Genomic DNA, 21,629 nt, shown 5'->3' with positions numbered 1-21,629 from the left:
GGTGAAGCTCCCCAAGGTCGACCCCTACGTCCTGGCCCTGCTGGCCACGGTGACGCTGGCCTCGATCTTCCCGGTGCGGGGAGAGACCGCCGCCTATGTCGCCACCGCCGCCAAGCTGGTGGTCGGATTTCTGTTCTTCCTGCACGGGGCCAAGCTGTCGCGCGAGGCGGTGATCTCCGGGATCACCCACTGGCGGCTGCACCTGACGGTGCTGTCGATCAGCTTCGTGCTGTTCCCGATCCTGGGCCTTCTGATCACCCTGACTCCGGAAGCCATCCTGCCCAAGTCGATGTCGGTGGGCATCCTCTTCCTCTGTTGCCTGCCCTCGACCGTGCAGGCCTCCATCGCCTTTACCTCGATCGCCCGGGGCAATGTCGCCGCCGCCGTGTGCAGCGCCTCGGCCTCCAACCTGTTCGCCATGGTCGCCACCCCGGCCCTGGTGGGCCTGTTGATGCATGTGCAGGGCGCGGGGCTGGGCTGGGAGGCGGTGCAGGCCATCCTGGTGCAGCTGCTGCTGCCCTTCATCGCCGGCCAGCTCCTGCGGCCCTGGCTGATCGGCCTGCTGCAGAAACACAGCCGGATCATCGGCGTGGTCGACCGCGGCTCGGTGCTGATCGTGGTCTATTCGGCCTTCAGCGCCGCGGTGGCCGGCGGCGTCTGGAGCCGCATCGCCATCCCCGCCCTGATCGCCACGGCGGTGGTTTGCGCCGTGCTGCTGGCGGTGGTGCTCATCGCCACCCGGGCCATCGCCCAGGGCCTGAAGTTCGACAAGGCCGACGAGATCACCATCGTCTTCTGCGGCTCCAAGAAGAGCCTGGTCACCGGCGCCCCCATGGCCGCCATCCTGTTCGCCCCGGCGGTGGCGGGCCTGATGATCATCCCGCTGATGCTGTTTCACCAGATGCAGCTGATGGCCTGCGCGGTGATCGCCCAGAAATACGCCGGGCGTCCGAACCCCGAGTCGGGGACTACTTGACGAATTGGAAAGTCACGCTATTTTCCAATCTGGAAAGTAACCGTGGAGGCCGCCTGTGCCCACCCCCCTGCAAGACCTCGAAACTATCCAGCGCGCCCGCGCCACGGTCCTGAACCGCGCCCGCTGGCCGGTGGGCTATCACCTGGTAGTGGCCGCCATGGGCGGCGGCCTGGTGGCGGCCATGGCCCTGCCCGATCCCCTGCCCTCCATGGCAGCCTCGCTGGTCGCCATCGGCTCGGTCCTGCTGGCCAACTGGTCGCGCAGCAGGCTGGGCTTCTTCGTCAACGGCTGGCGGTGGGGACGCACGCTTTGGGTGTCGATGATCACCCTGGCCGTCCTGCTCGGCGGCGTGACCCTTTCGATCCTGCGGCAAAGGCTGGACCTGCCCGACTGGACGCCGTTCGCGGCCGGCGCGGTGGTCTTTGTCTGCGTCTTCTTCACCGGCCGGCTGTGGGAGCGGGTCTACCGCGCCGAACTGGCAAGCGCCGCATGAGCCTGGATTCCGTCATCCATCCGCCCGCGCGGCTGCAGATCGCCGCCCTGCTGGCCACGGTCACCGACGCCGAGTTCGCCCTTCTGCGCGAGACGACGGGGGTCAGCGACTCGGTCCTCTCCAAGCACATCAAGGCGATGGAGGAAGTCGGCTATCTGCGGATCCGCAAGGCGCCGGCCGGCGGCAAGACCCGCACCTGGCTGGCCCTCACCCCGCTGGGCCGAAGCGCCTTCGCCGCCCATGTGAAAGCCCTGCAGGCGCTCGCCGCGGCCGCCGCCGCCGCCGCGCCGGAGGTGGCGAAAGCTGGGTAGCTGTTCTAGAAGCCCGCCATGACCCCGACTCCCTTGAAAGACCGTATCGCCGTCGTCACTGGCGCCACCCGTGGCATCGGCCACGCCGCCGCCCTCGGCCTGGCCCGGGCCGGCGCCCATGTGGTGGCCCTGGGCCGCACCCAGGGGGCGCTGGAAGCCCTGGACGACCAGATTTTCGCCGACACCGGTTCGCACGCCACCCTGGTTCCCATCGACCTGAAGGAGCCGGACGGCCTCGACCATCTGGGCGCGGCGCTGCATGAGCGCTACGGCCGCATCGACATCCTGGTCCACGCCGCCGCCGTGCTGGGCCCGATCACCCCGACCGGCCATATCGTCCAGAAGCGCTGGGACGAGGCCCTGGCGGTCAACCTGACCGCCACCTGGCGGATCATCCGCTCGTTCGAGCCGCTGCTGAAGGCGTCGGACGCCGGCCGGGCCATCTTCCTGACCACGGGCCGGGTCGCGCGGCCCAAGGCCTTCTGGGGGACCTACGCCGCCACCAAGGCCGGCATGGAGGCCCTGGTGCGCTGCTGGGCGGACGAGATCGAGAACAGCAACGTCCGCGCCGTGCTGCTGGACCCCAACCAGATGCGCACCCGAATGCGGGCCGAGGCCTTCCCGGGCGAGGATCCGGCCACCCTGCCCGACCCGATGGAGATCGCGCCGCTGATCGTCGAGCTGGCCCAGGGCGACCGGGGCCTGCCGACCGAGACGGTCAAGTTCAGCGACTGGAAGGCCGGCTCGGCCGTCCAGGCTTAGGGCCGGACCGGGGCTTGGAACTGCCAGGCCGGGCGACCCCGGCCTTGGGCCCCTTGAACACGGCCTTCTTGGGCCGGGTCGAGGGCTTCTTGCGCGCCACGATCGCCATCTTGGCCTTGTGGGCCGACTTGCCGCCGCCGGCCCCCTTGGGCGCGGGCTTGTGGCGCGGTTTCTTGGGCTTTGGAGGCGTCTCGGTGTTGACGGCGGCGTCGAGCGGCGTGGCCTTGGCCAGGGCCTCGGCGGCCTTCTTGCGCGAACCCGGCGCGCCCTCGACCTCTTCGGTGTAGGGGTTCTTGCCGGTCTTCACCGTGATGCGGATCGGCACGCCCGGCATGTCGAAGCTCTCGCGCAGCGAATGCACCAGATAGCGGCGATAATGCTCGGGCATCTGGTCGGCGCGGCTGGAGAACAGCACGAAGGTCGGGGGCCGGGCCTTGGTCTGGGCCATGTATTTCGGCTTCACCCGGCGCCCGCCCACGGCGGGGGGCGGATGGCGCTGGACGGCCATGGCCAGCCAGTCGTTGAGGTCGCGGGTCTTGACCTTGGTCGACCAGTCGCGATGCAGCTTGATCACCGCCGGCATCAGCCGGTCGACGCCCTTGCCGGTCTCGGCCGACAGCGCGATCACCGGGGCCCCGCGCACCTGGGGCAGCATGCGCTCGGCATGCTCGATGAAGGCCTTGAGCTGGGCCTGCGGGTCCTCGACCAGGTCCCATTTGGCCAGCACGAAGACCAGGCCCCGCCCTTCCCGCTCGACCAGGTCGGCGATCTGCAGGTCCTGGATCTCGAAGGGGTGGGTGGCGTCCATGACCAGCACCACCACCTCGGCGAAGGTGATGGCCCGGATCGAATCGTGGGTGGAGAGCTTTTCCAGCTTCTCGTGGATGCGCGCCTTGCGCCGCAGCCCGGCGGTGTCGACCAGCCGCACCTTGCGCCCGTCCCATTCCCAGTCGACGGGAATGGCGTCGCGGGTGATGCCGGCTTCCGGGCCGGTCAGCATGCGGTCCTCGCCCAGCAGGCGGTTGACCAGGGTCGACTTGCCGGCGTTGGGCCGGCCGACAATGGCCAGCTTGATGGGGTTTTCGGTGTCGACCTCTTCCTCGTCCTCGAAGGGCTCGGCATAGACGGCAAGGGCCGCATAGAGATCGGCCATGCCCTCGCCGTGCTCGCCGGAGATCTGCAGCGGCTCGCCCAGGCCCAGGTTGTAGGCCTCCAGCGCCCCGGACTCGCCCTGCCGGCCCTCGGCCTTGTTGGCGGCCAGCAGCACGGGCTTGTCCTTGCGGCGCAGCAGCTCGGCGAACACCTCGTCCATCGGGGTGATGCCCTCGCGGGCGTCGATGAGGAACAGCGCCACATCGCACTCGTCGATGGCGAGCTCAGTCTGGGCCCGCATGCGCGCTTCCAGGCTGTCGTCGTCGACATCCTCGAAGCCGGCGGTGTCGATCAGGGCCAGGTCCAGGTCGCCGATATTGCCGGTGGCGAAGCGGCGGTCGCGGGTCACGCCCGGGCGGTCGTCGACGATGGCCAGCTTCTTGCCGGCCAGACGGTTGAACAGGGTCGATTTGCCGACGTTCGGGCGGCCGACGATTGCTAATTTCAAGGGCATGGGGCGGCTTATAGCCGCTGGACGCTCAAAGCCAAAACCGGCCGCTCCTAGCGCTTGCCCCGCGCCTTCTTCACCGGCGCCGCCGCCAGTCCGGCAACGGCCCTGACGATCCAGTCGCGAAGCGCCTCGCGGTCGGCCAGCACCGCCGGCGGAGCGACCACATAGGACTTGCTGACCGGAGCGTCCGGCTCATAGCGCAGCGGGACCGCACCCGGCTCGGACAGGAACTCAGCCATCAGCGCAGGCGGCGCCTTCACCGCCAGGCCGACATTGGAGAGCGAGGCCAGCGGCTTGTCGTTGGCATAGGCCATGATCCCGCCGAACATCGGCCGGAACCGCAGTTCCAGGTCGGGCGGCGCGGCGGCGCTGAACAGCACCTGCAGGGCTTTGGGGTCGTGATCCATTGTCAGTGCTCCGACCAGGCGGCGACATCATAGCCGTCGAGATCGCGGAACTGGAACCGCCGCCCGCCCGGGAAGCTGAAGACCGGTACGGTCACCGTCCCGCCCGCCGCCTTGACCCGCGCCTGCGCCCCCTCCAGATCCGCCACCGGGAAGACCACCAGCGGCCCGCCGGGACCGCCGGGCGTCGCCCGGGCGAACCCGCCGTTCGCGCCCGCCACGGAGAAACTGGCGTAGTCGGGGCCGTAGTCGGTGAAGCTCCAGCCGAACACGGTCCCATAGAAGGCCTTGGCGCGGGCCGGGTCGGCCACGTTGAATTCCACATAGGTTGGCGTGGCGACGGGCTGGCTATTGTCGGCCGGGGCCTGCCCGCCAAGAGCGGCGGCGAGGCTAAGTCCGGCGATCAGCATGTTGCGCATGGGGTGTCTCCTGGCGCTGTCGAGGACCACAGCATCGGCCGGGAGTGTGACAGTTTCTGTCAGGAGCTGGCCGCGCAGGATCAGTCCAGCTGCGCGCGCCAGTCCTTGAGCAGGGCGCGGCGACTGCGCGGATAGCGCTCCTCGGCGACCGCGCCCTCGACGATCCGGTCCACCCGGAAGGTGCGGAACCCCGCCCGGGTCTCGCACCAGGTCACCAGCAGCCGCACGCCATCAGGATAGGCCAGCGCTATGGGCCAGACCACGCGGGCGGACTGCGCGCCCGCCGCATCGCGATAGACGATGGCCAGCTTGCGCTGTCGCCGGATGGCGTCGCGCAGCCGCTCCAGCGGCACCACGGCCGGCGGCGGTTCGGGGCTGGGCCCGATCAGGGCCTCTTCGCCCTCGACCGTCTCGCGGCCCTCGGGCGGCAGCATGGCGTGGATCTTGGCCAGGGCGTTGTCGGCGGCTCGCCCCAGCACCGGGTCTGCGCGACCCTGCACCCAGGCCAGCCCCAGGGCGAGCGCCTCCAGCTCGTCGCGCTCGAAGCCCAGCGGCGGCAGGAAGAGGCCCGGCTGCATCACATAGCCCAGCCCCGCCTCGCCCTGGATGGCGGCGCCCTCGGCGGCCAGGGTGGCGATATCGCGATAGACGGTGCGCACCGAAACGCCCAGCTCCTCGGCCAGGACCTGGGCCGTCACTGGGCGCCGACGCCTTCGCAGCGCCTGCAACAGGTTCAGGAGGCGGACCGCGCGGCTCATCGCGGCGAGCTTACTCCGCCCGCCGCGCCGCGCTAATGCCTAGCGGATGGCGATGACCTGGGCATCGTCGGTGACGACGTAGATCATATTGCCCGCCGCGATCGGCGCGATCAGCACCGGGGACCCCAGCTTGAGGGTCTTCTGGATATCGCCGGTCTTGGGGTTAATCGCCAGGGCGCGGCCGTCGCTGGAGACGACGATCAGGCGGTCGGAGACCAGGATCGGGCCGGCGAAGGTGGCGCGGTCCTTGGACTTCTTGATCCCGGCGTTGAGGTCCTTGATCCAGTAGACCTGACCGTTCTCGCGGCTGATGCAGATCAACTCGCCGGCCTGGGAGATCACATAGACCACGTCCCCGGCCGCCCAGGGGCTGGTGATCGAGGCGATGGGCAGCGACCAGCGGGGCTGGCCGGTGCGCAGGTCGGTGGCGGCGAAGACGCCCGAGTGGCTGGCGGCGAAAACGTCGCCCTTGTAGATCACCGGCCGGCCGGCCACGTCGCGGATTTCCGACAGGGCGTTGGTGCGGCTGGCGCGCGAGAGGGCGTTGTTCCACAGGTCGTTGCCGTTGGCGGTGCGCAGGGCCACGACCTCGCCCGAGGCGAAGGCGGCGACGATGGTGTCGCCGCTGACCGCCGGGCTGGAAGCCGACAGGATGCGGGCCGGCTCGGTCAGGGCCTGGTAGTTCCAGCCCTCGGCGCCGCTGACGGCGTCGAAGGTCAGGAGCTGGTCATCGGTGGAGATGGCCATGACCTTGCCGCGACTGATGGTCGGGGCCCCGTGGACGGGCGATTCGGTGTTCTTGCGCCAGCCGACCGCGCCGGTGGCGGCGTCGAGCTGGGCGACCAGACGGAAGCCGGACGAGGCGAAGACCTTGCCGTCGGCGAAGGCGATGCCGCCACCGTAGCCGTCCTTGTCCCTCTTGTTCTTCGGCTTCAGCTCGGTGCGCCAGACCGTGGCGCCGCTCTGGGCGTCGAGGGCGGCGACGGTGGCTTCGCCATCCATCACATAGATGCGGCCGCCGGCCATGATCGGCGGGGCGGTGACGTGGGCCTTGCGGTCCGAGCCTTTGCCGAAGCCCTTTTTCCAGGCGATGACGAAGTCGGGGGCGGCCTGGACGTGCTCGATGGACTGCTCGGCGTTGCCGCCCGGCAGCTGCCAGTCGGCCTGGGGCGCGGCGGGCGGCAGGAAGAAGTCGACGCCCTTCAGGCCCTCGGCCGCCTCGACCTTCTGGTCGAAGGCGATGATCGAGATGCGCTTGCCGTCGGCGGCCACGTTCTTGGGCGGCGGCTTCTTGAACGGGTTGAGGTTGACCTTGCTCACCGTCGAACAGGCGCCCAGCGAGGCGGCCGCGGCGGCGATAAGCAGTACGGCGGCCAGCCGGCGGCGTGACGTCATTGAGGGGCTCCCTCGGGGCCCTGCGGCATGCCGGGCGGCGCGAATTGGTTCGGATTGACGGTCAGGCTGTCCTTGACCGCTTGCGACATGGCGGGGCCCGAGCCGGAATCGATCAGGTCGATGGCGACCCGCGCCCGCTGGACCACCCCTTCAGGCGCGCCAAGCGCCAGACTGAGGGCGTTGAAGTCGGCGCGCGCCTCCTTGGTCTTGCCCGCCTGAAGCTTGGCGAAGGCCAGGGCCTCTCTGGCGCTCAGGTGGAGCGGCCGCTTGTCATCGGTCAACGGGGTCAGCCTCGCCTCGATATCCTTGTAGGGAGCCGTATCCATAAGGGCCAAGGCGGATTTGAGGCGGGCCAGATCCTTGACGAAGGGATCGCTGGCCAGGGCCGCGGCCTTGTCGAACAGCTCGGCCGCTTCCTGCGGCTTGCCGGCCTGCAGGCGCAGCCCGCCCTGGTCCATGTAGCCGGCGACCTTGTAGATCTTCAGCGGCGAATGGGTCAGTTCGCCGAACAGGGCGGTGGCCTTGCCCTCGTCCTGGTTCTGCAAAGCCTCGATGGCGTCCAGATAGATCTGGCCGGCCTTGTCGGACTGGGCGTTATGCCAGGCCTGATAGCCCCAGACTCCGCCCAGCCCGATCGTCAGGGCCACGCCCGCGCCGATGGCCCAGGGGGCCAAACGCTTGGCCAGCGCCATATAGCGCTCGGTCCGGATCTGGTCCTCGACCTCTTCAAAAACATCGACCACGAAAGGGCGCTCCGGGAAATGGGCGAATTGAGGCCGGGAACCTATAGACAGAGCGGCCCGCCTGCAACGCGGGCCGTGTGGCTATTATGACGCCCCCGCCAGACTCTTAGGGCTCAAATCTCATCCATGGCCCGGGTAATGCCGAACGCCAGGGCCAAAATCCCCAGGGCAGCGACCAGCCAGACCGCCTCGCCGCCAATCGGCAGGGCGCTGAGATTGGAGCCGGCCTTCACGATGTTGCTGAAACCATCGCTGATGGCGTTGGTCTGATTGACCGAGGCCGCCTGGGCCTGGCCCAGCAGGTTGGAGCTGATCAGCTGCCCCGCCCCGATCACCCCGCCCAGTACGCCGGCCGCGCCGATCGCCAGGCTGCGCAGGCTCCAGCCGCGGTTCAGCCGCGTCTCGACCCGGTGGGCGAAGGCTTCCGAATCGGCCAGGTGCGGCGGCTCGGCGAACAGGCGGTCCAGCCGCATCTCGAAATCCAGATCAGCCATGCGCATCCGCTCCCGAAGATTGGCCGACCTGCCGACCACTTCCGCCTTCCGGCGGCGCAAGTCGGCTTCTGAGCTTATCCAAACCACGTTTGACATGGGATTTGACCGTTCCCAGAGGGGCGTTCAAGGCCTCGGCGGCCTCGGCGTGCGATAATCCCGCCCCGTAGCACAGTGAAATGCACATCCGTTCGGTCTCCCCCAGGCCCTTGAGGGCCTCGTCGAGATCAATCCGGCTGGCGGCGGCGCCTTCGCCGCCCGAGCCGATCTCGGCCTGGGAGTCGTCGGACAAATCCTGGGCGAATTCGAGGCGCCCGTCCTTGCGCCAGCGCTTGACGTAGAGCCGGGCCGCGATGCGCCGCACCCAGGCGGAGAAGGTCCCCTCCCCCCGGAACTCGGCGATGGACTCGAACGCCGCCAGAAAAGCGTCCTGGGCCAGGTCGTCGGCGAGCGAAGCTTGCGCTCCCATCCGCCGCAGCAGGCCCCGAACGGCTGAACCGTGCCGCCGGACCAGTTCGCCAAAGGCCGGCCGGTCGCCCGCCGCCGACAGGGCGGCGAGCTCGACATCGTGCAGGCTGGCATGTTTCGACGAAGCCATGATGGCGCCCCCGAGGCTCCTTTCCTGTTGGCTACTTCTTCGGTCCGCTCAGGCCCAGAAGGCCCAGGGCGATCAGCGCAAGTCCGACGAAGCCCGGAAAGGCGGCGATGCCGAGGAAGACCGGCGTGGCATGGCCAGCCTCCTGGTGCACCCAGCTCAACGCGTAGCCGAAAGCGGCGAAACCGGCCGCCACGCCCAGCCAGATGATACCGGCGCGCAGGTCGCGCTGCGGCGAAGCGGCGGGCCTGACATCGCGCGAGATGGCCTCGACCAGGTCGGCCGGCATGGCCTGCCCCTTTTCGATGGCGGCCCGGACGGTCGCCTGGATCTCCTGGCGCTCCTTGTTCCGGTAGTAGCGCGGCACCAGAACGATGGCCGCGATCATGGCGAAAAACGCGATGGGAATCAGAAAGCCACCATCATGCATTTGAACCTCTCCTTATTGCTGCACGTCGGCCCCAGTCGGACCGTCTTGCCTATGAAGAGGCGGGCAGAGGCGCCTATGGATGCGGAACGCCGGATGAAATCTTGTTCATGCGGAAACGGGCCCGCCGGCGTCCCGGGGGGCGGTGATCAGCAGCAGGGTGAAGACCACGACGATCACCCCGATCGCCGGACCGGCGGTCTCGATCAGGCGCGCCGGCAGATGCAGGATCGGCTCCAGCGCCGGGGCCAGGGCCCAGAGCACCACGGCGCCCAACAGGCAGACTGCGCCCAGCCAGGCCAGCTCGGCCCGCAGCCGCCGCGCCGCCGCCCGGCGCATGACCGCATGGGTGAAGGCCTGGTCGCGGGCCGGCAGCCCGTCGTCGGCGAAGAAGGCGTCCAGTTTTTTTTCCGCGTCGGTCATGCTTCACCCAATACCTGCAACAGCCGCGCCCGGCCGCGCGTCACGTGCGATTTTACCGTCCCCAGTGGCAATTCCAGGGCCTCGGCCGCCTCGGCGTGAGTGAACTCGCCGCCCAGGCAGAGGGCCACCGCCGCCCGCTGCTCCAGCGGCAGGCTGGCCAGCGCCGCCTCCAGGGCCATCCGCTGATCCAGCTGGCCCGGGGTGGCGGGGCGTTCGAGCGCCTCGGTCTCCATCCATTCGGTCTCCCGCCGGCTGGAGCGGGCCCAGGATCGGCGGGCCGTGGCCAGCTTGCGCCAGGCGATGCCGCAAAGCCAGGTTCGCAACCCCGCCTCGCCCCGGAACCGCCCGATCCGCTCCCAGGCGGTGACGAAGGTTTCCTGGGCCAGGTCGTCGGCCTCGGCGTCGTTCCCGCAGGCTCTCCGCAGGAAGGCGCGAACGGCCCGCTGATGGCGATCCACCAGCCGGCCGAACGCGGCGCTGGAGCCGCGCCGGGCGGCCTCGATCAGTTCGAGATCGAGGCCCTCGGGGGTCACTTGCTGTCGTTCCGCCACGTGGAAGCCAGGATGGCGAACATCAGGCTGCCGGCGAACATCACGGCCATGATCACCGAGACCAACTGGAAGGCATGGGTGGAGCCGGGGCTGAAGAAGTTGTCCACCCAGCCGGCATAGCCGAACCCGGCCGCCAGGGCGCCGAACAGGAAGACCCGGCGCCATTCCCAGTAGGCCCCGCGCCGCCAGCGGCGACGGCCGTAGTAGCCATAGCCGCCGTAGTCGTAGGGGTCGTTCATCGGGTCGCCGCCGGCCGCCGCCTTGAGTACTTCCGGCGGAGGCTCCTTGCCCTTGTCGGCATAGCTCTTCAGCAGGTCCATGTGGTCGCGATGACGGCGATAGTTCAGCCACATGCCGAACCCGCCGAAAATGAAGCCGCTGATCGGGAAGATCAGCCACCAGAAGGCGAAGAAGATGTGTTCCATCTCGTAGTCTCTCCAGCCAGGCCTCGTCCAACGGGCCTTTCGAGAACTGGGTCGCCGCCGGCGCCTCCCCCGGATGCAAGGTGCGAAACTAATTTCGCTTCAGGGGCAACCGAGGGGCGGTCAGCCTAGTCTCTCAACCCTCTAGCCGTCATGGCCGGGCTTGTCCCGGCCACCCATGAACACGGGCAATCGTGAGGTCGCAGCGGGCCCTCTGAGGGCCACCTGTCGGAACCGAGTGTATGGATGGCCGGCACTTCGGCCGGCCATGACGGTTTTGGGGGTGGAGAAGTTGCTGTCCTCCGAGGCCGCCGATGACCTAAGCGAAGACCTTGGCGTAGACCTCCGGCTTGAACCCCACGGTCAGGGCGCCGTCCACATCGAGGACCGGCCGCTTGATCATCGAGGGCTGGGCCAGCATCAGGCCGATGGCCTTGGCCTGGTCGAGCCCGGTCTTGTCGGCCTCCGGCAGGCCGCGGAAAGTCGTGCCGGCGCGGTTCAGCAGCACCTCCCAGCCCACCTGTCCGGCCCAGGCCTCAAGCGCGGCGCGGTCGACCCCCGCCGTCTTGTAGTCGTGGAAAACGTAGGCGACGCCATGGCTGTCCAGCCAGTCGCGCGCCTTCTTCATGGTGTCGCAGGCCTTGATGCCATGGAGGGTGACGGTCATGACCTGGTGGTGGCCGCCGGGCTCCGGATCGTCAAGGCCTGGGTGACGCCCAATACGATCAGCAGCTGGCCGACATAGTAGAGACCCCAGACCCCGAACCCCAGCCAGGCCTGGCCGTGAAGCGGGCCCTCGCGGGCGAAGATCAACAGATCGGAGACCACGAACAGCAGCGCGCCCAGGCCGGTGCGCAGCCGGGGAAACCGGCTGATCCAGGCGCAGGCGGCCATCAGGGCCAGGCCCAGGGCGTAGAGGGCGCCCAGCGGAGGGCCGGCCCGGTCGTCGGGCAACAGGTAGGCGATGGTCACCGTGGCCGGAACCAGGACGATGGCCAGCAGCCCCTGGCTGAGGGTGAGCCTGCGCCGCCGGTTGCGCAGATAGAGGACGATGGCCAGCAGATGCCCGGCCAGGAAGGCCAGCGCCCCGACCGTGGTCCCGACGTCCAGCAGCACATCGCCCAGGGCCCCACAGGCCATCACGGCGGCCAGCAGCCAGCCATCCGGCCCCCGCGCCCGCATCGCCGCATAGACGGCCAGCAGCCCGACCCCTGCCCCTTTCCAGGCCAGGAGCGCCTTGTGGGAAATCTCCCAGTCCCAGCCGGCCATGTAGCTGAGCCCGGCGGCGACGGAGAGGGCCAGGACCAGTCCGCTCATGGCTGAAATACGCGCACCAGGATCAGCCACCGCGTCTTCCTTCGCTTCCGACTCGCGGCCGCACCTTGGCGTGACCGTCCCAGCTTGGCCAGTGGATCGCGCGCCGCTAGGCTCCTGGAGACGAAACGGGGGTGACGATGCGGCGGCGGACCTGGGCATTGCTGATCGTGGGGCTGGCGGCCCTGGGGCTTTATGGCCTGAACGCCTCCTGGCTGGCGCCGGCGCCGCATGGCCGCCCGAGCCTGGTCGCCCAGAGAGGCCTGCACCAGATCTACAACTCGCAGCCCGTGGGTCCCTCCGACTGCACCGCCCAACGGATCCTGCCGCCGACCCACCGGCTGATCGACAACACCCTGCCCTCGATGGCCGCCGCGATCGCCGCCGGAGCCGATGTGGTCGAACTCGACGTCCGGCGCACGGCGGACAACGCCTTCGTGGTCTTCCACGATGAAGGACTGGATTGCAGGACGCAGGGCCACGGCCTGGTCTCGGCCCACACCGTCGCCGACCTGCAGACCCTCGATGTTGGCTATGGCTATACGGCCGACGGCGGCCGCAGCTTCCCGCTCCGCGGCGCGGGCGTGGGGGGCATGCCGACGCTGGCCCAAACCCTGGCGGCGTTTCCGCGGCAACGCTTCCTCATCCAGTTCAAGGATGGCGGACCGGCCACGGCCGACGCGCTCGCCGCCTACCTGGCCCAGGCGAAGATCACCGATTGGAGCCGGCTGACCTTCTTCGGGGGGCCTGTAACACTGCGGCGACTACAGGCCCTGCATCCGGGCGTGAGGGTCATGGACCAGCGCGCCGCCGCCAAATGCGCGGTCCGCTATTTCGCCCTCGGCTGGAGCGGCGTGACGCCCAAGGCCTGCCGGGGGATCATCACCATCGTCTCGCTGGACCAGAGCTGGCTGGCCTGGGGTTGGCCCAACCGCTACCTGGCCCGGATGCGAGCGGCGGGGTCGGACGTGCTGGTCATCGGCGCGGTCGACAATCCCAAGTCGGGCGCGTTCCGGCGGGTCAACACGCCGGCCCAGCTCGAGCGGCTGCCGGCCGGCTTCGACGGCATGATCTGGACCGACCGCATCGACCTTGTCGGACCGGCGGCGCGGAAGCGCTGGCCCTAGGCTCGCGCCGGGATGTTCAGCCCGCGCTGCACCGCCGGCCGGGCCAGGCCCCGCTCCAGCCAGGCCGGGACGTGGCTGAGGCTGTCGTACTCGACCAGGTCGCCCGCCTCGTAGAAGCCGATCAGGTTGCGCACCCAGCCCAGGGTGGCGACATCGGCGATGCTGTAGTCCTCGCCCATCAGCCAGTCGCGGCCGTCCAGCCGGGTTTCCAGCACGCCCAGCAGGCGTTTGGACTCGGCGACGTAGCGTTCAAGCGGGCGCTTGTCCTCGTAGTCGCGCCCGGCGAATTTGTGGAAGAAGCCGACCTGGCCGAACATCGGGCCGATGGCGGCCATCTGGAAGAAGACCCACTGGATGGCCTCATAGCGGCGGGCCGGATCGGCGGGCAGCAGCTTGCCGGTCTTCTCGGCGAGATAGAGGAGGATCGCGCCCGACTCCCACAACGCCAAAGGTTGGCCGCCGGGGCCGTCGGGGTCGATGATGGCGGGGATCTTGCCGTTGGGATTGAGGGCCAGATATTCCGGCGTCCAGGTCTCGTTCTTGCCGATGTCGATCAGGTGCGGCTCGTACGGCAGGCCGATCTCCTCCAGCATGATCGACGCCTTCACCCCGTTGGGCGTGGGCAGCGAATAGAGCTGCAGGCGGTCGGGATGCTGGGCGGGCCAGAGCCTGGTGATCGGGAAGTCGGAGAGGTCGGTCATGCGGGACTCCATACGGCCGAACCTGTAACGACAGCCGGTGTTCCGACGAAATAGGATGTCGAACCGGAGACGCCAGCATGGCGACGCGCAGATCTTTTCTCACACTGGGCCTGGCGGCGATCGTCGCGGCCGGCTGTTCGGTCAGGGCCGGCGAGCCCAGCCGGCTGGTTCCCCCGCCGCTGCAGGATGAGGCGCCGGGCGCGATCATCGAGACGGCGGTTCTGGCCGGAGGCTGTTTCTGGGGCGTCCAGGGCGTCTTCCAGCACGTAAAGGGCGTCACCAGCGCGGTGTCGGGCTATGCCGGCGGCGACGGCTCCGCCGCCCATTACGAGACGGTGGGCACGGGCCGCACCGGTCACGCGGAATCGGTCCGCGTCACCTTCGATCCGCGCCGGATCAGCTATGGCCGCATCCTGCAGATCTATTTCTCGGTGGCCCACGACCCGACCCAGCTGAACCATCAGGGCCCCGACCACGGTCCGCAGTACCGCTCGGCCATCTTCCCGACCAGCCCGGAGCAGGCCAGGGTCGCCCAGGCCTATATCGCCCAGCTGGACCGGGCCAGGGTGTTCGGCGCGCCCATCGTCACCCGGGTCGAGCTGAACCGGCCCTTCTTCCCGGCCGAGGACTATCACCAGGACTATCTGGCCCGCTATCCGACCGACCCCTACATCGCCCAGAACGACCTGCCCAAGGTCCGCCAGCTGCAGCGGCTGTTCCCGGCCCTCTACAGCCCCACGCCGGTGCTGGTCGGCAACCGGAGGCTCTAGCCTGGCTGTGCTGGTCATGGGCGTCGCGGGGTCGGGCAAGTCGACCCTGGGCGCGGCCCTGGCCGGGCGGCTGGGCTGGCCGTTCCAGGATGGCGACGACCTGCATCCCGCGGCCAACATCGCCAGGATGGCGGCCGGGACGCCCCTGACCGACGCCGACCGCGCGCCCTGGCTGGCGGCGGTCGCCGACTGGATCGCCGGCCATCCCCAGGGGGTCGTCGCCTGCTCGGCCCTCAAGCGCGCTTACCGCGACCGGCTGGGCGCGCCCCGGCTGGTCTATCTGCGTGGCGAACCCGACCTGATCGCGAGACGGCTTGAAGCCCGTCGCGCCCACTTCTTCGCCCCCGACCTGCTGGCCAGCCAGTTCGCGGACCTGGAACCGCCGGGTCCCGACGAGCAGCCCATCGTCATCGACTGCGCCCTGCCGACCGCCGCCCAGGTCGAGGCGGTGCTGGCTCAGATGCGCTTGTAGTAGAAGGCCGAGCCGGTCAGGCCGCCATGCGGCTTGTAGGCATAGTCGGGGATGATCCCGGCCAGGCTGTAGCCCTGCTTCTCATAGAGGCCCGCCGCCCCGTCCTCCACGGCGGTGTCGAGCACCAGCAGGCTGCGGCCCTGCCCCCGCGCCAGCACTTCGGCGGCCTGCAGCAGGGCGCGGGCCAGGCCCCGGCCGCGGTGGCTGACCCGGGTCATCATCTTGCCGATCTCGGCCCGGTGCGGCTGGTTGGGCTGGGGCGCGGGCAGCAGGCTGACCGTCGCGGCCAGGGTCTCGCCGTCGAAGGCGCCCAGCACGATCCGCTCGCCCCGCGCCGCCGCCGCCAGCCAGTCGGCCCAGGCGACTTCAGCTGTCTCGAGCGGCAGAGGATGCATGAAGTTGACCGAACCACCATTGGCGACGACCTCGACCAGCATCTCGGCCAGGGCGCGGCGGACGGCGGGGCTGTCCTCAAGGGGGCGGATTTCGATGTCGGCCATGGCTCAGCCGGCGCCGGGGATGGGCCCGTCGATCTCCTGGGCCCGCTTCCAGGCCGGCCGGCTGGTGACGCGGCCGACATAGGCGGCGAAGGCCTCCCGGCGCGGCAGCGAGCCCACACCCGTCCCCCAGCCGATCTGGCTGCCGACATAGACGTCGGCGGCGGTGAAACGGTCGCCGCAGATGTAGGGCCTGGCCGATACGGCCTGCTCCAGGACATCGACCATCCTGTCGTAGGAACCGTAGCCGACCATGCGCTGCATGTCGGGCGGCACGTGCCAGCCCAGGGTGTTGTTGACCATCGCCGCCTCGGCCGGGCCGGCGGTGAAGAACAGCCAGCGGTAATAGTCCGCCCGCTCCTCCGCCGTCGGCGCCAGGCCGGCCTTCGGGAAGGCCTCGGCCAGATAAGCGCAGATGGCCGCCGCCTCGGTGACCACGCGGCCGGCATGGACGATGGCCGGGATCTTGGCCATCGGGTTGATCTTCCGATAGTCCTCGAACTGGCCGGCGTTGCCCCATTCCAGGATCACCGTCTCATAGGGCTCGCCCACCTCCTCCAGCATCCAGCGGATGATCCGGCCGCGGGACATGGGATTGGTGTAGAAGATCAGGTCGCTGGCCATGGCTGTCTCGCTTTGCGGAAGAGGGAGCCCTCAGGTTAGTCCTGCGGTGCGCCGAAGGATGTCAGCACCGGCCGGCGGATTTCCAGCGAAAGTTGGCGGGCGAAACGTCTGACCCAGATCAATTCCCGCGGACGGGAATGAGTGTTCGATGCCGCCCTCTTCCGTCGAACGGGATTCGATCATGTCTTGGCGCAACACGCGGACGGCCTACGGATGGGCGGCGATCGCCCTGCACTGGATTGCAGCCGCCGCGGTGGTGACGCTCTACCTGCTGGGCGAGCGTATGGAAGAGGCGGCCGACCGGGCCCAGGAACTGGCCGCGCGCCAGGTCCATGTCTCGGTCGGCGTGCTGCTCTTCGCCTTCCTGGTCGCCCAGATCTTCTGGAACCTTTCCCAGGCGCGACCCGAGCCGCTCGAGAAGCAGCGGGCCCTGCGGCTGGTCGCCGGCCTGGTGCAGATTCTCTTCCTGGTGATGATCGCCCTGCTGCTGATCAGCGGACCGGCCGTCATCTGGTCCGCGGCCCGGCCCATCCGGGTTTTCGACTGGTTCGCCATCCCCAGCCCCTTCTCCTCACGCGTCGATTGGCTGCACGAAGCGGCCGAGTTCGTCCACGAGGCCGCGGCCAAGCTGTTCTGGCCGCTGATCGTGCTGCACGTCCTGGGCGGGCTGAAGCATCTGGTTATCGACCGCGACCGCACCGTCCAGCGCATGCTCTGGGTCCGCCGCGCGCCCTGACGGAAAGGGCGGCCCGTCAGCCTCGCCGGGCGACCCGGACGATGAGGGCCCGCAGGCGGCTTCGCCGCCGCCAGGGCCGCCAGCTGTCCGCAGCGTCGCTGGGATCGCCCAGGCCGAAGTCCCCGACCAGAGCCTCCCAGAGCGTCGGGCGGCCGGGAGCCAGCGGCGCAAGCCGCCCCTTGGTGTTCAGCCGTTCGATGGCTCCGATCAGACCACCGGCCTCGCCGCGCGCCTGAACGAGGGCCCGGCTGGATACCCCCAGGAAGTGGCTCACCAACTGATCGCGCAGGCTGGCCACCGCCGCCCGCGCGTCCGGCCTCGCCGCCTCGATGGCCAGTTCACACTCGGTGTCGAACCCGGCGGAGCGGTTGTTGAGGTTGGCTGAACCGACCCGCAGAACCTCGTCATCGAGGATCGCCACCTTGGAATGGACAAGGACGGGTCCGCCCTTCTCGGTGCGGGGAAACCAGGCCCGGAAGCGGCCGAAGGCGTCGGCGGCTCTCAGGCGCCGCAGCACCGGGTTGCGGGCATGGTCCATGGTCAGGCGGTCGAACCAGCTGGGCGCGCGGCCGGTGACGATCAGCACCACCTCCGGCCCATCGGGCTCGGCCAGCCGGGCGGCCAGGGCCTCGGCGATGACGGGCGAGGTGAAATACTGGTTCTCCAGGTAGATGGTCCGCCGCGCCTGGGCGATGCAGGCCAGGGTCAGATCGAAGATCTCGGTCACCGCCGGCCGGTCGCGCCGGGCGGGGCGGGTGCGGGCGATGGCGACTTCGACATCGGTGAACCGCGGCGCGACCGACGCCGGCCAGGCGTCGCCCTCGGTCGGACCGCGCCGGGCTGGTTCGATCCCGCCGGCATCGCGCCAACGCTCACGAAAGAGCTCGCCCAGGGCCATCGCCGCGGCCCCGTCGGCCATCAGGGTCACCTCGTGCCGGGCGGGGTGCTTGGCCCGGTCGGGCAGCAGGCGCCGGGGCTCGTCGTGACGGTGATGCTGGCTGTCCCAGCGGTTGGTGACAATGTCTCCGCCGCCGCAGAAGGCCAGCTGGTCGTCGATGACGATGACCTTCTGATGATGGCAGGCGCCGAAAGGCCGGGCGACATCCAGCCTGAAATCCACGGGGGTATTCCTGAACCAGCGCCGGGCCCGATGACCGATGAAGTCGGGACTGCCATTGACCAGCATCGCCGACTTCCAGATCAGCAGCCGGACATCCAGCGCGGGGTTGGCGCGAACCATGCCGAGCAGAATCCGACCGATTTCGTCTGGATCGTCCGGCCCCTCGGTCCCATCCGGCGCCAGGCGGGTGCGCGGGTCGAACGCCCAGCCCAGGACCAGCACCGAATGACGGGCCCGGGTCAGCGCCTCCGCCAGGGCCGGATAGAAGGTTTCGTTGTCGATGAAGATCGTGGCGCGGGCGGCCGTCTCGGTTCGCCAGCAGGTCGCTCCCGGGACAAAGATATCCATCGACGCCGCCTCAGGGCTCGTCGGGCCGGAAAAAGTCGAGCAGATCGTCCCAGGGTTCGACCCGTCCGATCGGAACCCGCCAGAAGTCGGGCGCCTTGGCGGCCTCGAGGGCGGCGTCGAAGGTGCGGCCCATACTGGCGGTGTCGAAGCTGAGCATGCTGCCGTTCGCCGTGGCCTGCGGCGAGTCGGGGATGGAGGCGACGCTCAGGGGCAGATTGTTGGCCGCGCAGAAGGTCACCGCGACATTCAGCGCCTGGCGATAGGAGACCCGCAGCATGGTGTCGAAGCTGCGCACCAGGATGGCCGGCAGGTTGGGCGCCGTCGTGCGCGCCGCCGGGTCGAGGACGGTGTTGATCAGCACATAGATACGGCCCCTCTGCACCCGGCGGCCCAGCTTGCGCCAGTGCAGGAGGGCCTCGGGGAAGACGAACAGGGGCGCGGTGACCCCGCCGTCGATATGCATCTCCTCATATTCGACTCCGTCCGCCTCGCAGACGAACCGATGCGGCGGGAAGAGGCCCGGCAGGCTGGCGGAGGCGATCAGCACCTCGCGGAACAGCCGGGTGGCCTCCGGTCCGCCCCGGGCGGCGATCTCGCCCATGTCCCAGATGCAGGGCGCTTGGCTGTCGAGATTGGTGGTCGCCACCAGAAGCCGGCGTCCCAGCCGGTGCTGCGCCGCCACGGCGGCGACCAGCGCATCGTCGACAAAGGGATGGATCAGCCGCTCCAGGGCCTGGGTGCTGTAGACGCCGGCCTCCAGGGCCAGGGAGAAGCCGGCCAGGCTGAAGGTCTGGGCGGCATGACCGCCGGTGTAGGCGTCGCGCAGCCGATCGTCCCATTCAGGGCCGAGGAAGGCGAACGGGGCGATCAGCGCCCCGGTGCTGACGCCGGTGACGATGGCGAACTCGGGCCGGCCGCCGGCCTGGGTAAGCCCGACCAGGGCCCCCGCCCCAAAGGCGCCCCCCGCCGCCCCGCCAGAGATGGCCAGGACGTTGAAACCCGACCCGCTCCAGGCGGAGCGCGGCAGCGACAGCCGGTCGGCCACCGTGTCGAGTGAGGATTCGGCCTGTTCGAAGCTGAGCCGCACGCCCTTGAAGCCCTTTGGATCGGCGCACACCCCGACCGGCGCCGGCAAGCGGTTGCGGCCCGCGCGGCGCGGCCTGGATGGCGGATTCGATCCCGTCTCGGCCAAGTGCAGTCTCCCAAAGACCCGGGCGCGTCGCGCACCGGTCGATCCTAGTCTACCTCATGCGGAAGGGGCCGGGTTTCAGGCCTTCGTTCCGCCGAAGGATGTCAGCACCAGCCGGCGGATTTCCAGCGGAAGCTGGCGCTGCAGGGAGTCGAAGCCCTCGGCATACATCTGGCGCAGGGTCGGTTCCGAGACAGCCGCATAGGTCATGGCCCCGATCAGCAGATAGAGCCGCGCCAGGATCTCCGTGTCGCCCAGCGCCGCGCCGCCGCGGGTCTTGCGGGCCAGGGCGATCAGGCCGTCCAGGAAATCGCGCATATGCCAGCTGTGGGCGTGCTCGGCGCGCGGCCGGTTGTCGAGCAGTTCGCGCATCAGGAGCTGGGTGTCGTGCGGATGGTCCAGGGTGTTGTCGTAGAGGCGCTGAAACAGGATCTCCAGCTGCTGTTCGGGATCGGCGCCGCCCGCGCCGGCCTTGCCGATCATGGCGGTCAGGTTCTGCGCCATCTGGGCCAGGACCTCGCCGTAGAGCCGCTCCTTGCTGGCGAAATGGTGCAGCAGCGCCTGCTTGGTCAGGCCCAGTTCGTCGGCGATGGCGGCGATGCTGGCGCCATAGAAGCCGCGCTCGGCGAACAGCCGCTTGGCCGCCCGCAGGAAATCGGCCCGCGTATCGGTGACCGCCGCATCGCTCGAAATAGCCGATCTCCACCCTTGACGCCTTACCGATCGGTAAGACAAACTCCCCTACCACTCGGTAAGGAGCCCACTATGCCCGAGGACGCGGTGAAGTTCCATCAGCAGGACGACGACGGACGTCCGGGTCTGGCCGACGAGCCCACGGTGATCGAGCGCCTGCTGGGTCACATCGACCACCAGACCACGGACCTCGCCGACACGGTCTGGCGCGAGCCGGTGGAGCACTACCGCTCGCCCGAGCGCTTCCAGGCCGAGCTGTCAAAGGTGATGCGCCGCACGCCGACGCCCTTCTGCCCGTCCGCCGCCCTGCCCCGGACCGGCTCCTACCTGGCGCGGGACGCGGCCATGATTCCGATCCTGGCGGTGCGCGGCGCCGACGGCCAGGTCCGCGCCTTCCGCAACGCCTGCCGCCATCGGGGCGCCCAGGTCGCCGAGGGCCACGGCTGCAAGGCCGCCCTCGCCTGCCCCTATCACGGCTGGACCTATGGGCTGGACGGCCGGCTGCGCGGCATTCCGCACCCCGACGGCTTCCCGGGCGTCGACAAGGCCGAGCATGGGCTGGTTCCGGTCGGCTGTTTCGAGGCGAACGGCATTGTCTTCGTCACCCAGGACGGCGAGGCCAAACCGGACCTTGATCTCATCCCCGACCTGATCGGCGAGGGCTGGCGGTTCCTCGGCGCGGGCGAGCAGCTGATCCCGGCCAACTGGAAGATCGTCACCGAAGGGGTGCTGGAGGGCTACCATATCCGCTCGACCCACGCAGAGACCTTCTTCCCGCGCCAGTACGACAACCTCAACCTGGTCGAGGCCTTCGGGCGGGGCAGCCGGATCAGCTATCCCTACCAGAACATCGAGCGGCTGCGGGACGCCCCGCCGGCCGAGCGGCGGACCGAGCCGGTAATGACCCAGGTCTATCACCTGTTCCCCAACGCCGCGGTGGCCACCTTCCCGACCCATCGGGTGCTGACCATCTTCGAGCCCCTGGCCATCGATCGCACCGTCATCGTCAGCTACAGCCTGACCCGCCGCCCCGAGGGCGAGGAGGAGCAGGCGGCGGTCAGGCGCGGCCAGGACTTCGTCACCAAGGGCACCGACGAGGACCGGGCGATGCAGAGCGCCGTCCAGCGTGGGCTGGCAGCCAATGCCAATTCGGTCTTCACCTTCGGGCTGTTCGAGGGGGCGATCACCCGGCTGCACCGGAACCTGGCGCAGGTGCTCGGTGATCGGGACTGACAGCGGCGGCGAGGCGTGATCCAGTAGCGGCG

The 21,629-nt window shown here is 69.4% G+C and carries 29 protein-coding genes; 9 read left to right on the top strand and 20 right to left on the bottom strand.

Features of this window, described 5'->3' with window-relative positions:
- Nucleotide 1 precedes the first annotated feature (1 nt).
- From QO010_RS09045 to QO010_RS09030, 4 genes are read left to right on the top strand one after another with little or no spacing between them, the layout of a single operon-like run.
- On the top strand, nucleotides 2-976 hold the full coding sequence (locus QO010_RS09045; RefSeq protein ID WP_307348395.1) for a bile acid:sodium symporter family protein: 975 nt from the start codon (nucleotides 2-4) through the stop codon (nucleotides 974-976).
- 55 nt (nucleotides 977-1,031) lie between these two features.
- Complete coding sequence (locus QO010_RS09040; protein WP_307348394.1) at nucleotides 1,032-1,469, top strand: hypothetical protein; 438 nt, start codon at nucleotides 1,032-1,034, stop codon at nucleotides 1,467-1,469.
- The gene (locus tag QO010_RS09035) at nucleotides 1,466-1,780 is read left to right on the top strand and encodes a transcriptional regulator (RefSeq protein ID WP_307348392.1); all 315 of its coding nucleotides are present in this window, start codon (nucleotides 1,466-1,468) and stop codon (nucleotides 1,778-1,780) included. Before QO010_RS09040 ends, QO010_RS09035 begins: the two co-directional genes overlap by 4 nt.
- Nucleotides 1,781-1,798: 18 nt before the next feature.
- Nucleotides 1,799-2,542 (top strand): SDR family NAD(P)-dependent oxidoreductase, encoded by a 744-nt coding sequence (locus QO010_RS09030; protein WP_307348391.1) that lies wholly within the window; start codon nucleotides 1,799-1,801, stop codon nucleotides 2,540-2,542.
- Here QO010_RS09030 and der read toward each other — a convergent pair.
- The 14 genes from der to QO010_RS08960 all read right to left on the bottom strand — a co-directional run bounded on the left by der (nucleotide 2,505) and on the right by QO010_RS08960 (nucleotide 12,090).
- A complete protein-coding gene (gene der, locus QO010_RS09025) occupies nucleotides 2,505-4,148 on the bottom strand; it encodes a ribosome biogenesis GTPase Der (protein ID WP_307348390.1) in 1,644 nt (547 codons plus the stop codon). The genes QO010_RS09030 and der overlap by 38 nt on opposite strands.
- A gap of 47 nt (nucleotides 4,149-4,195) precedes the next feature.
- The gene (locus QO010_RS09020; RefSeq protein WP_307348388.1) at nucleotides 4,196-4,552 is read right to left on the bottom strand and encodes a TfoX/Sxy family protein; all 357 of its coding nucleotides are present in this window, start codon (nucleotides 4,550-4,552) and stop codon (nucleotides 4,196-4,198) included.
- A 2-nt stretch (nucleotides 4,553-4,554) separates the two neighbouring features.
- Complete coding sequence (locus tag QO010_RS09015) at nucleotides 4,555-4,968, bottom strand: VOC family protein (RefSeq protein WP_307348386.1); 414 nt, start codon at nucleotides 4,966-4,968, stop codon at nucleotides 4,555-4,557.
- Nucleotides 4,969-5,048: 80 nt separating this feature from the next.
- The gene (locus QO010_RS09010) at nucleotides 5,049-5,666 is read right to left on the bottom strand and encodes a helix-turn-helix transcriptional regulator (RefSeq protein WP_370873730.1); all 618 of its coding nucleotides are present in this window, start codon (nucleotides 5,664-5,666) and stop codon (nucleotides 5,049-5,051) included.
- A 99-nt stretch (nucleotides 5,667-5,765) separates the two neighbouring features.
- Nucleotides 5,766-7,121, bottom strand: a complete 1,356-nt coding sequence (locus QO010_RS09005; RefSeq protein WP_307348382.1) for a PQQ-like beta-propeller repeat protein — start codon at nucleotides 7,119-7,121, stop codon at nucleotides 5,766-5,768.
- Nucleotides 7,118-7,864 (bottom strand): tetratricopeptide repeat protein, encoded by a 747-nt coding sequence (locus QO010_RS09000; RefSeq protein ID WP_307348379.1) that lies wholly within the window; start codon nucleotides 7,862-7,864, stop codon nucleotides 7,118-7,120. Before QO010_RS09000 ends, QO010_RS09005 begins: the two co-directional genes overlap by 4 nt.
- Nucleotides 7,865-7,977: 113 nt before the next feature.
- Nucleotides 7,978-8,358 (bottom strand): hypothetical protein, encoded by a 381-nt coding sequence (locus tag QO010_RS08995; protein WP_307348378.1) that lies wholly within the window; start codon nucleotides 8,356-8,358, stop codon nucleotides 7,978-7,980.
- Nucleotides 8,351-8,953 carry an RNA polymerase sigma factor gene (locus QO010_RS08990; RefSeq protein WP_307348375.1) on the bottom strand — a complete coding sequence of 201 codons (603 nt, stop codon included), beginning with the start codon at nucleotides 8,951-8,953 and terminating at the stop codon, nucleotides 8,351-8,353. The genes QO010_RS08995 and QO010_RS08990 overlap by 8 nt, the downstream gene beginning before the upstream one ends.
- Before the next feature lie 31 nt (nucleotides 8,954-8,984).
- Entirely contained in the window at nucleotides 8,985-9,380 is a 396-nt protein-coding gene (locus QO010_RS08985) for a DUF6249 domain-containing protein (RefSeq protein ID WP_307348372.1), read from the bottom strand.
- 105 nt (nucleotides 9,381-9,485) lie between these two features.
- Entirely contained in the window at nucleotides 9,486-9,800 is a 315-nt protein-coding gene (locus tag QO010_RS08980) for a hypothetical protein (protein WP_307348370.1), read from the bottom strand.
- The gene (locus QO010_RS08975) at nucleotides 9,797-10,333 is read right to left on the bottom strand and encodes an RNA polymerase sigma factor (RefSeq protein ID WP_307348348.1); all 537 of its coding nucleotides are present in this window, start codon (nucleotides 10,331-10,333) and stop codon (nucleotides 9,797-9,799) included. Before QO010_RS08975 ends, QO010_RS08980 begins: the two co-directional genes overlap by 4 nt.
- The gene (locus QO010_RS08970; RefSeq protein ID WP_307348347.1) at nucleotides 10,330-10,776 is read right to left on the bottom strand and encodes a hypothetical protein; all 447 of its coding nucleotides are present in this window, start codon (nucleotides 10,774-10,776) and stop codon (nucleotides 10,330-10,332) included. The genes QO010_RS08975 and QO010_RS08970 overlap by 4 nt, the downstream gene beginning before the upstream one ends.
- 316 nt (nucleotides 10,777-11,092) lie before the next feature.
- A complete protein-coding gene (locus tag QO010_RS08965) occupies nucleotides 11,093-11,440 on the bottom strand; it encodes an arsenate reductase (protein WP_307348346.1) in 348 nt (115 codons plus the stop codon).
- Nucleotides 11,437-12,090 (bottom strand): lysoplasmalogenase family protein, encoded by a 654-nt coding sequence (locus QO010_RS08960; protein ID WP_307348345.1) that lies wholly within the window; start codon nucleotides 12,088-12,090, stop codon nucleotides 11,437-11,439. Before QO010_RS08960 ends, QO010_RS08965 begins: the two co-directional genes overlap by 4 nt.
- Nucleotides 12,091-12,227: 137 nt before the next feature.
- On the opposite strand from QO010_RS08960, the gene QO010_RS08955 reads away from it, so the two are divergent.
- On the top strand, nucleotides 12,228-13,214 hold the full coding sequence (locus tag QO010_RS08955; protein ID WP_307348344.1) for a glycerophosphodiester phosphodiesterase family protein: 987 nt from the start codon (nucleotides 12,228-12,230) through the stop codon (nucleotides 13,212-13,214).
- Here QO010_RS08955 and QO010_RS08950 read toward each other — a convergent pair.
- A complete protein-coding gene (locus QO010_RS08950) occupies nucleotides 13,211-13,915 on the bottom strand; it encodes a glutathione S-transferase N-terminal domain-containing protein (RefSeq protein WP_307348343.1) in 705 nt (234 codons plus the stop codon). The genes QO010_RS08955 and QO010_RS08950 overlap by 4 nt on opposite strands.
- 77 nt (nucleotides 13,916-13,992) lie before the next feature.
- Between QO010_RS08950 and msrA the strand changes: the two genes are divergently transcribed.
- Nucleotides 13,993-14,685 (top strand): peptide-methionine (S)-S-oxide reductase MsrA, encoded by a 693-nt coding sequence (msrA, locus tag QO010_RS08945; RefSeq protein ID WP_307348342.1) that lies wholly within the window; start codon nucleotides 13,993-13,995, stop codon nucleotides 14,683-14,685.
- Between the two features lie 16 nt (nucleotides 14,686-14,701).
- Nucleotides 14,702-15,157, top strand: a complete 456-nt coding sequence (locus tag QO010_RS08940; protein WP_307348340.1) for a gluconokinase — start codon at nucleotides 14,702-14,704, stop codon at nucleotides 15,155-15,157.
- Here QO010_RS08940 and QO010_RS08935 read toward each other — a convergent pair.
- A complete protein-coding gene (locus tag QO010_RS08935) occupies nucleotides 15,142-15,657 on the bottom strand; it encodes a GNAT family N-acetyltransferase (protein WP_307348338.1) in 516 nt (171 codons plus the stop codon). The genes QO010_RS08940 and QO010_RS08935 overlap by 16 nt on opposite strands.
- Before the next feature lie 3 nt (nucleotides 15,658-15,660).
- Nucleotides 15,661-16,278, bottom strand: coding sequence for a glutathione S-transferase family protein (locus QO010_RS08930; RefSeq protein ID WP_307348336.1), 618 nt, complete (start codon nucleotides 16,276-16,278; stop codon nucleotides 15,661-15,663).
- A 181-nt stretch (nucleotides 16,279-16,459) separates the two neighbouring features.
- Here QO010_RS08930 and QO010_RS08925 point away from each other — a divergent pair, with 181 nt between their 5' ends.
- Nucleotides 16,460-17,014 (top strand): cytochrome b, encoded by a 555-nt coding sequence (locus QO010_RS08925; protein ID WP_307348334.1) that lies wholly within the window; start codon nucleotides 16,460-16,462, stop codon nucleotides 17,012-17,014.
- Between the two features lie 16 nt (nucleotides 17,015-17,030).
- On the opposite strand, the gene QO010_RS08920 is transcribed toward QO010_RS08925, so the two are convergent.
- The 3 genes from QO010_RS08920 to QO010_RS08910 all read right to left on the bottom strand — a co-directional run bounded on the left by QO010_RS08920 (nucleotide 17,031) and on the right by QO010_RS08910 (nucleotide 20,406).
- Nucleotides 17,031-18,482 (bottom strand): phospholipase D-like domain-containing protein, encoded by a 1,452-nt coding sequence (locus QO010_RS08920; protein ID WP_307348332.1) that lies wholly within the window; start codon nucleotides 18,480-18,482, stop codon nucleotides 17,031-17,033.
- 10 nt (nucleotides 18,483-18,492) lie between these two features.
- Entirely contained in the window at nucleotides 18,493-19,617 is a 1,125-nt protein-coding gene (locus tag QO010_RS08915; RefSeq protein WP_307348330.1) for a patatin-like phospholipase family protein, read from the bottom strand.
- A 132-nt stretch (nucleotides 19,618-19,749) separates the two neighbouring features.
- The gene (locus tag QO010_RS08910) at nucleotides 19,750-20,406 is read right to left on the bottom strand and encodes a TetR/AcrR family transcriptional regulator (RefSeq protein ID WP_307348327.1); all 657 of its coding nucleotides are present in this window, start codon (nucleotides 20,404-20,406) and stop codon (nucleotides 19,750-19,752) included.
- A gap of 30 nt (nucleotides 20,407-20,436) precedes the next feature.
- Between QO010_RS08910 and QO010_RS08905 the strand changes: the two genes are divergently transcribed.
- Entirely contained in the window at nucleotides 20,437-21,597 is a 1,161-nt protein-coding gene (locus tag QO010_RS08905; protein ID WP_307348326.1) for an aromatic ring-hydroxylating oxygenase subunit alpha, read from the top strand.
- The last annotated feature ends 32 nt before the right edge of the window (nucleotides 21,598-21,629 follow it).

Source organism: Caulobacter ginsengisoli (genome assembly GCF_030814835.1).
GTDB lineage: Bacteria > Pseudomonadota > Alphaproteobacteria > Caulobacterales > Caulobacteraceae > Caulobacter > Caulobacter ginsengisoli.
The sequence above is the reverse complement of the archived record's forward strand: the minus strand, read 5'-3'. Positions and strand labels throughout refer to the sequence as shown.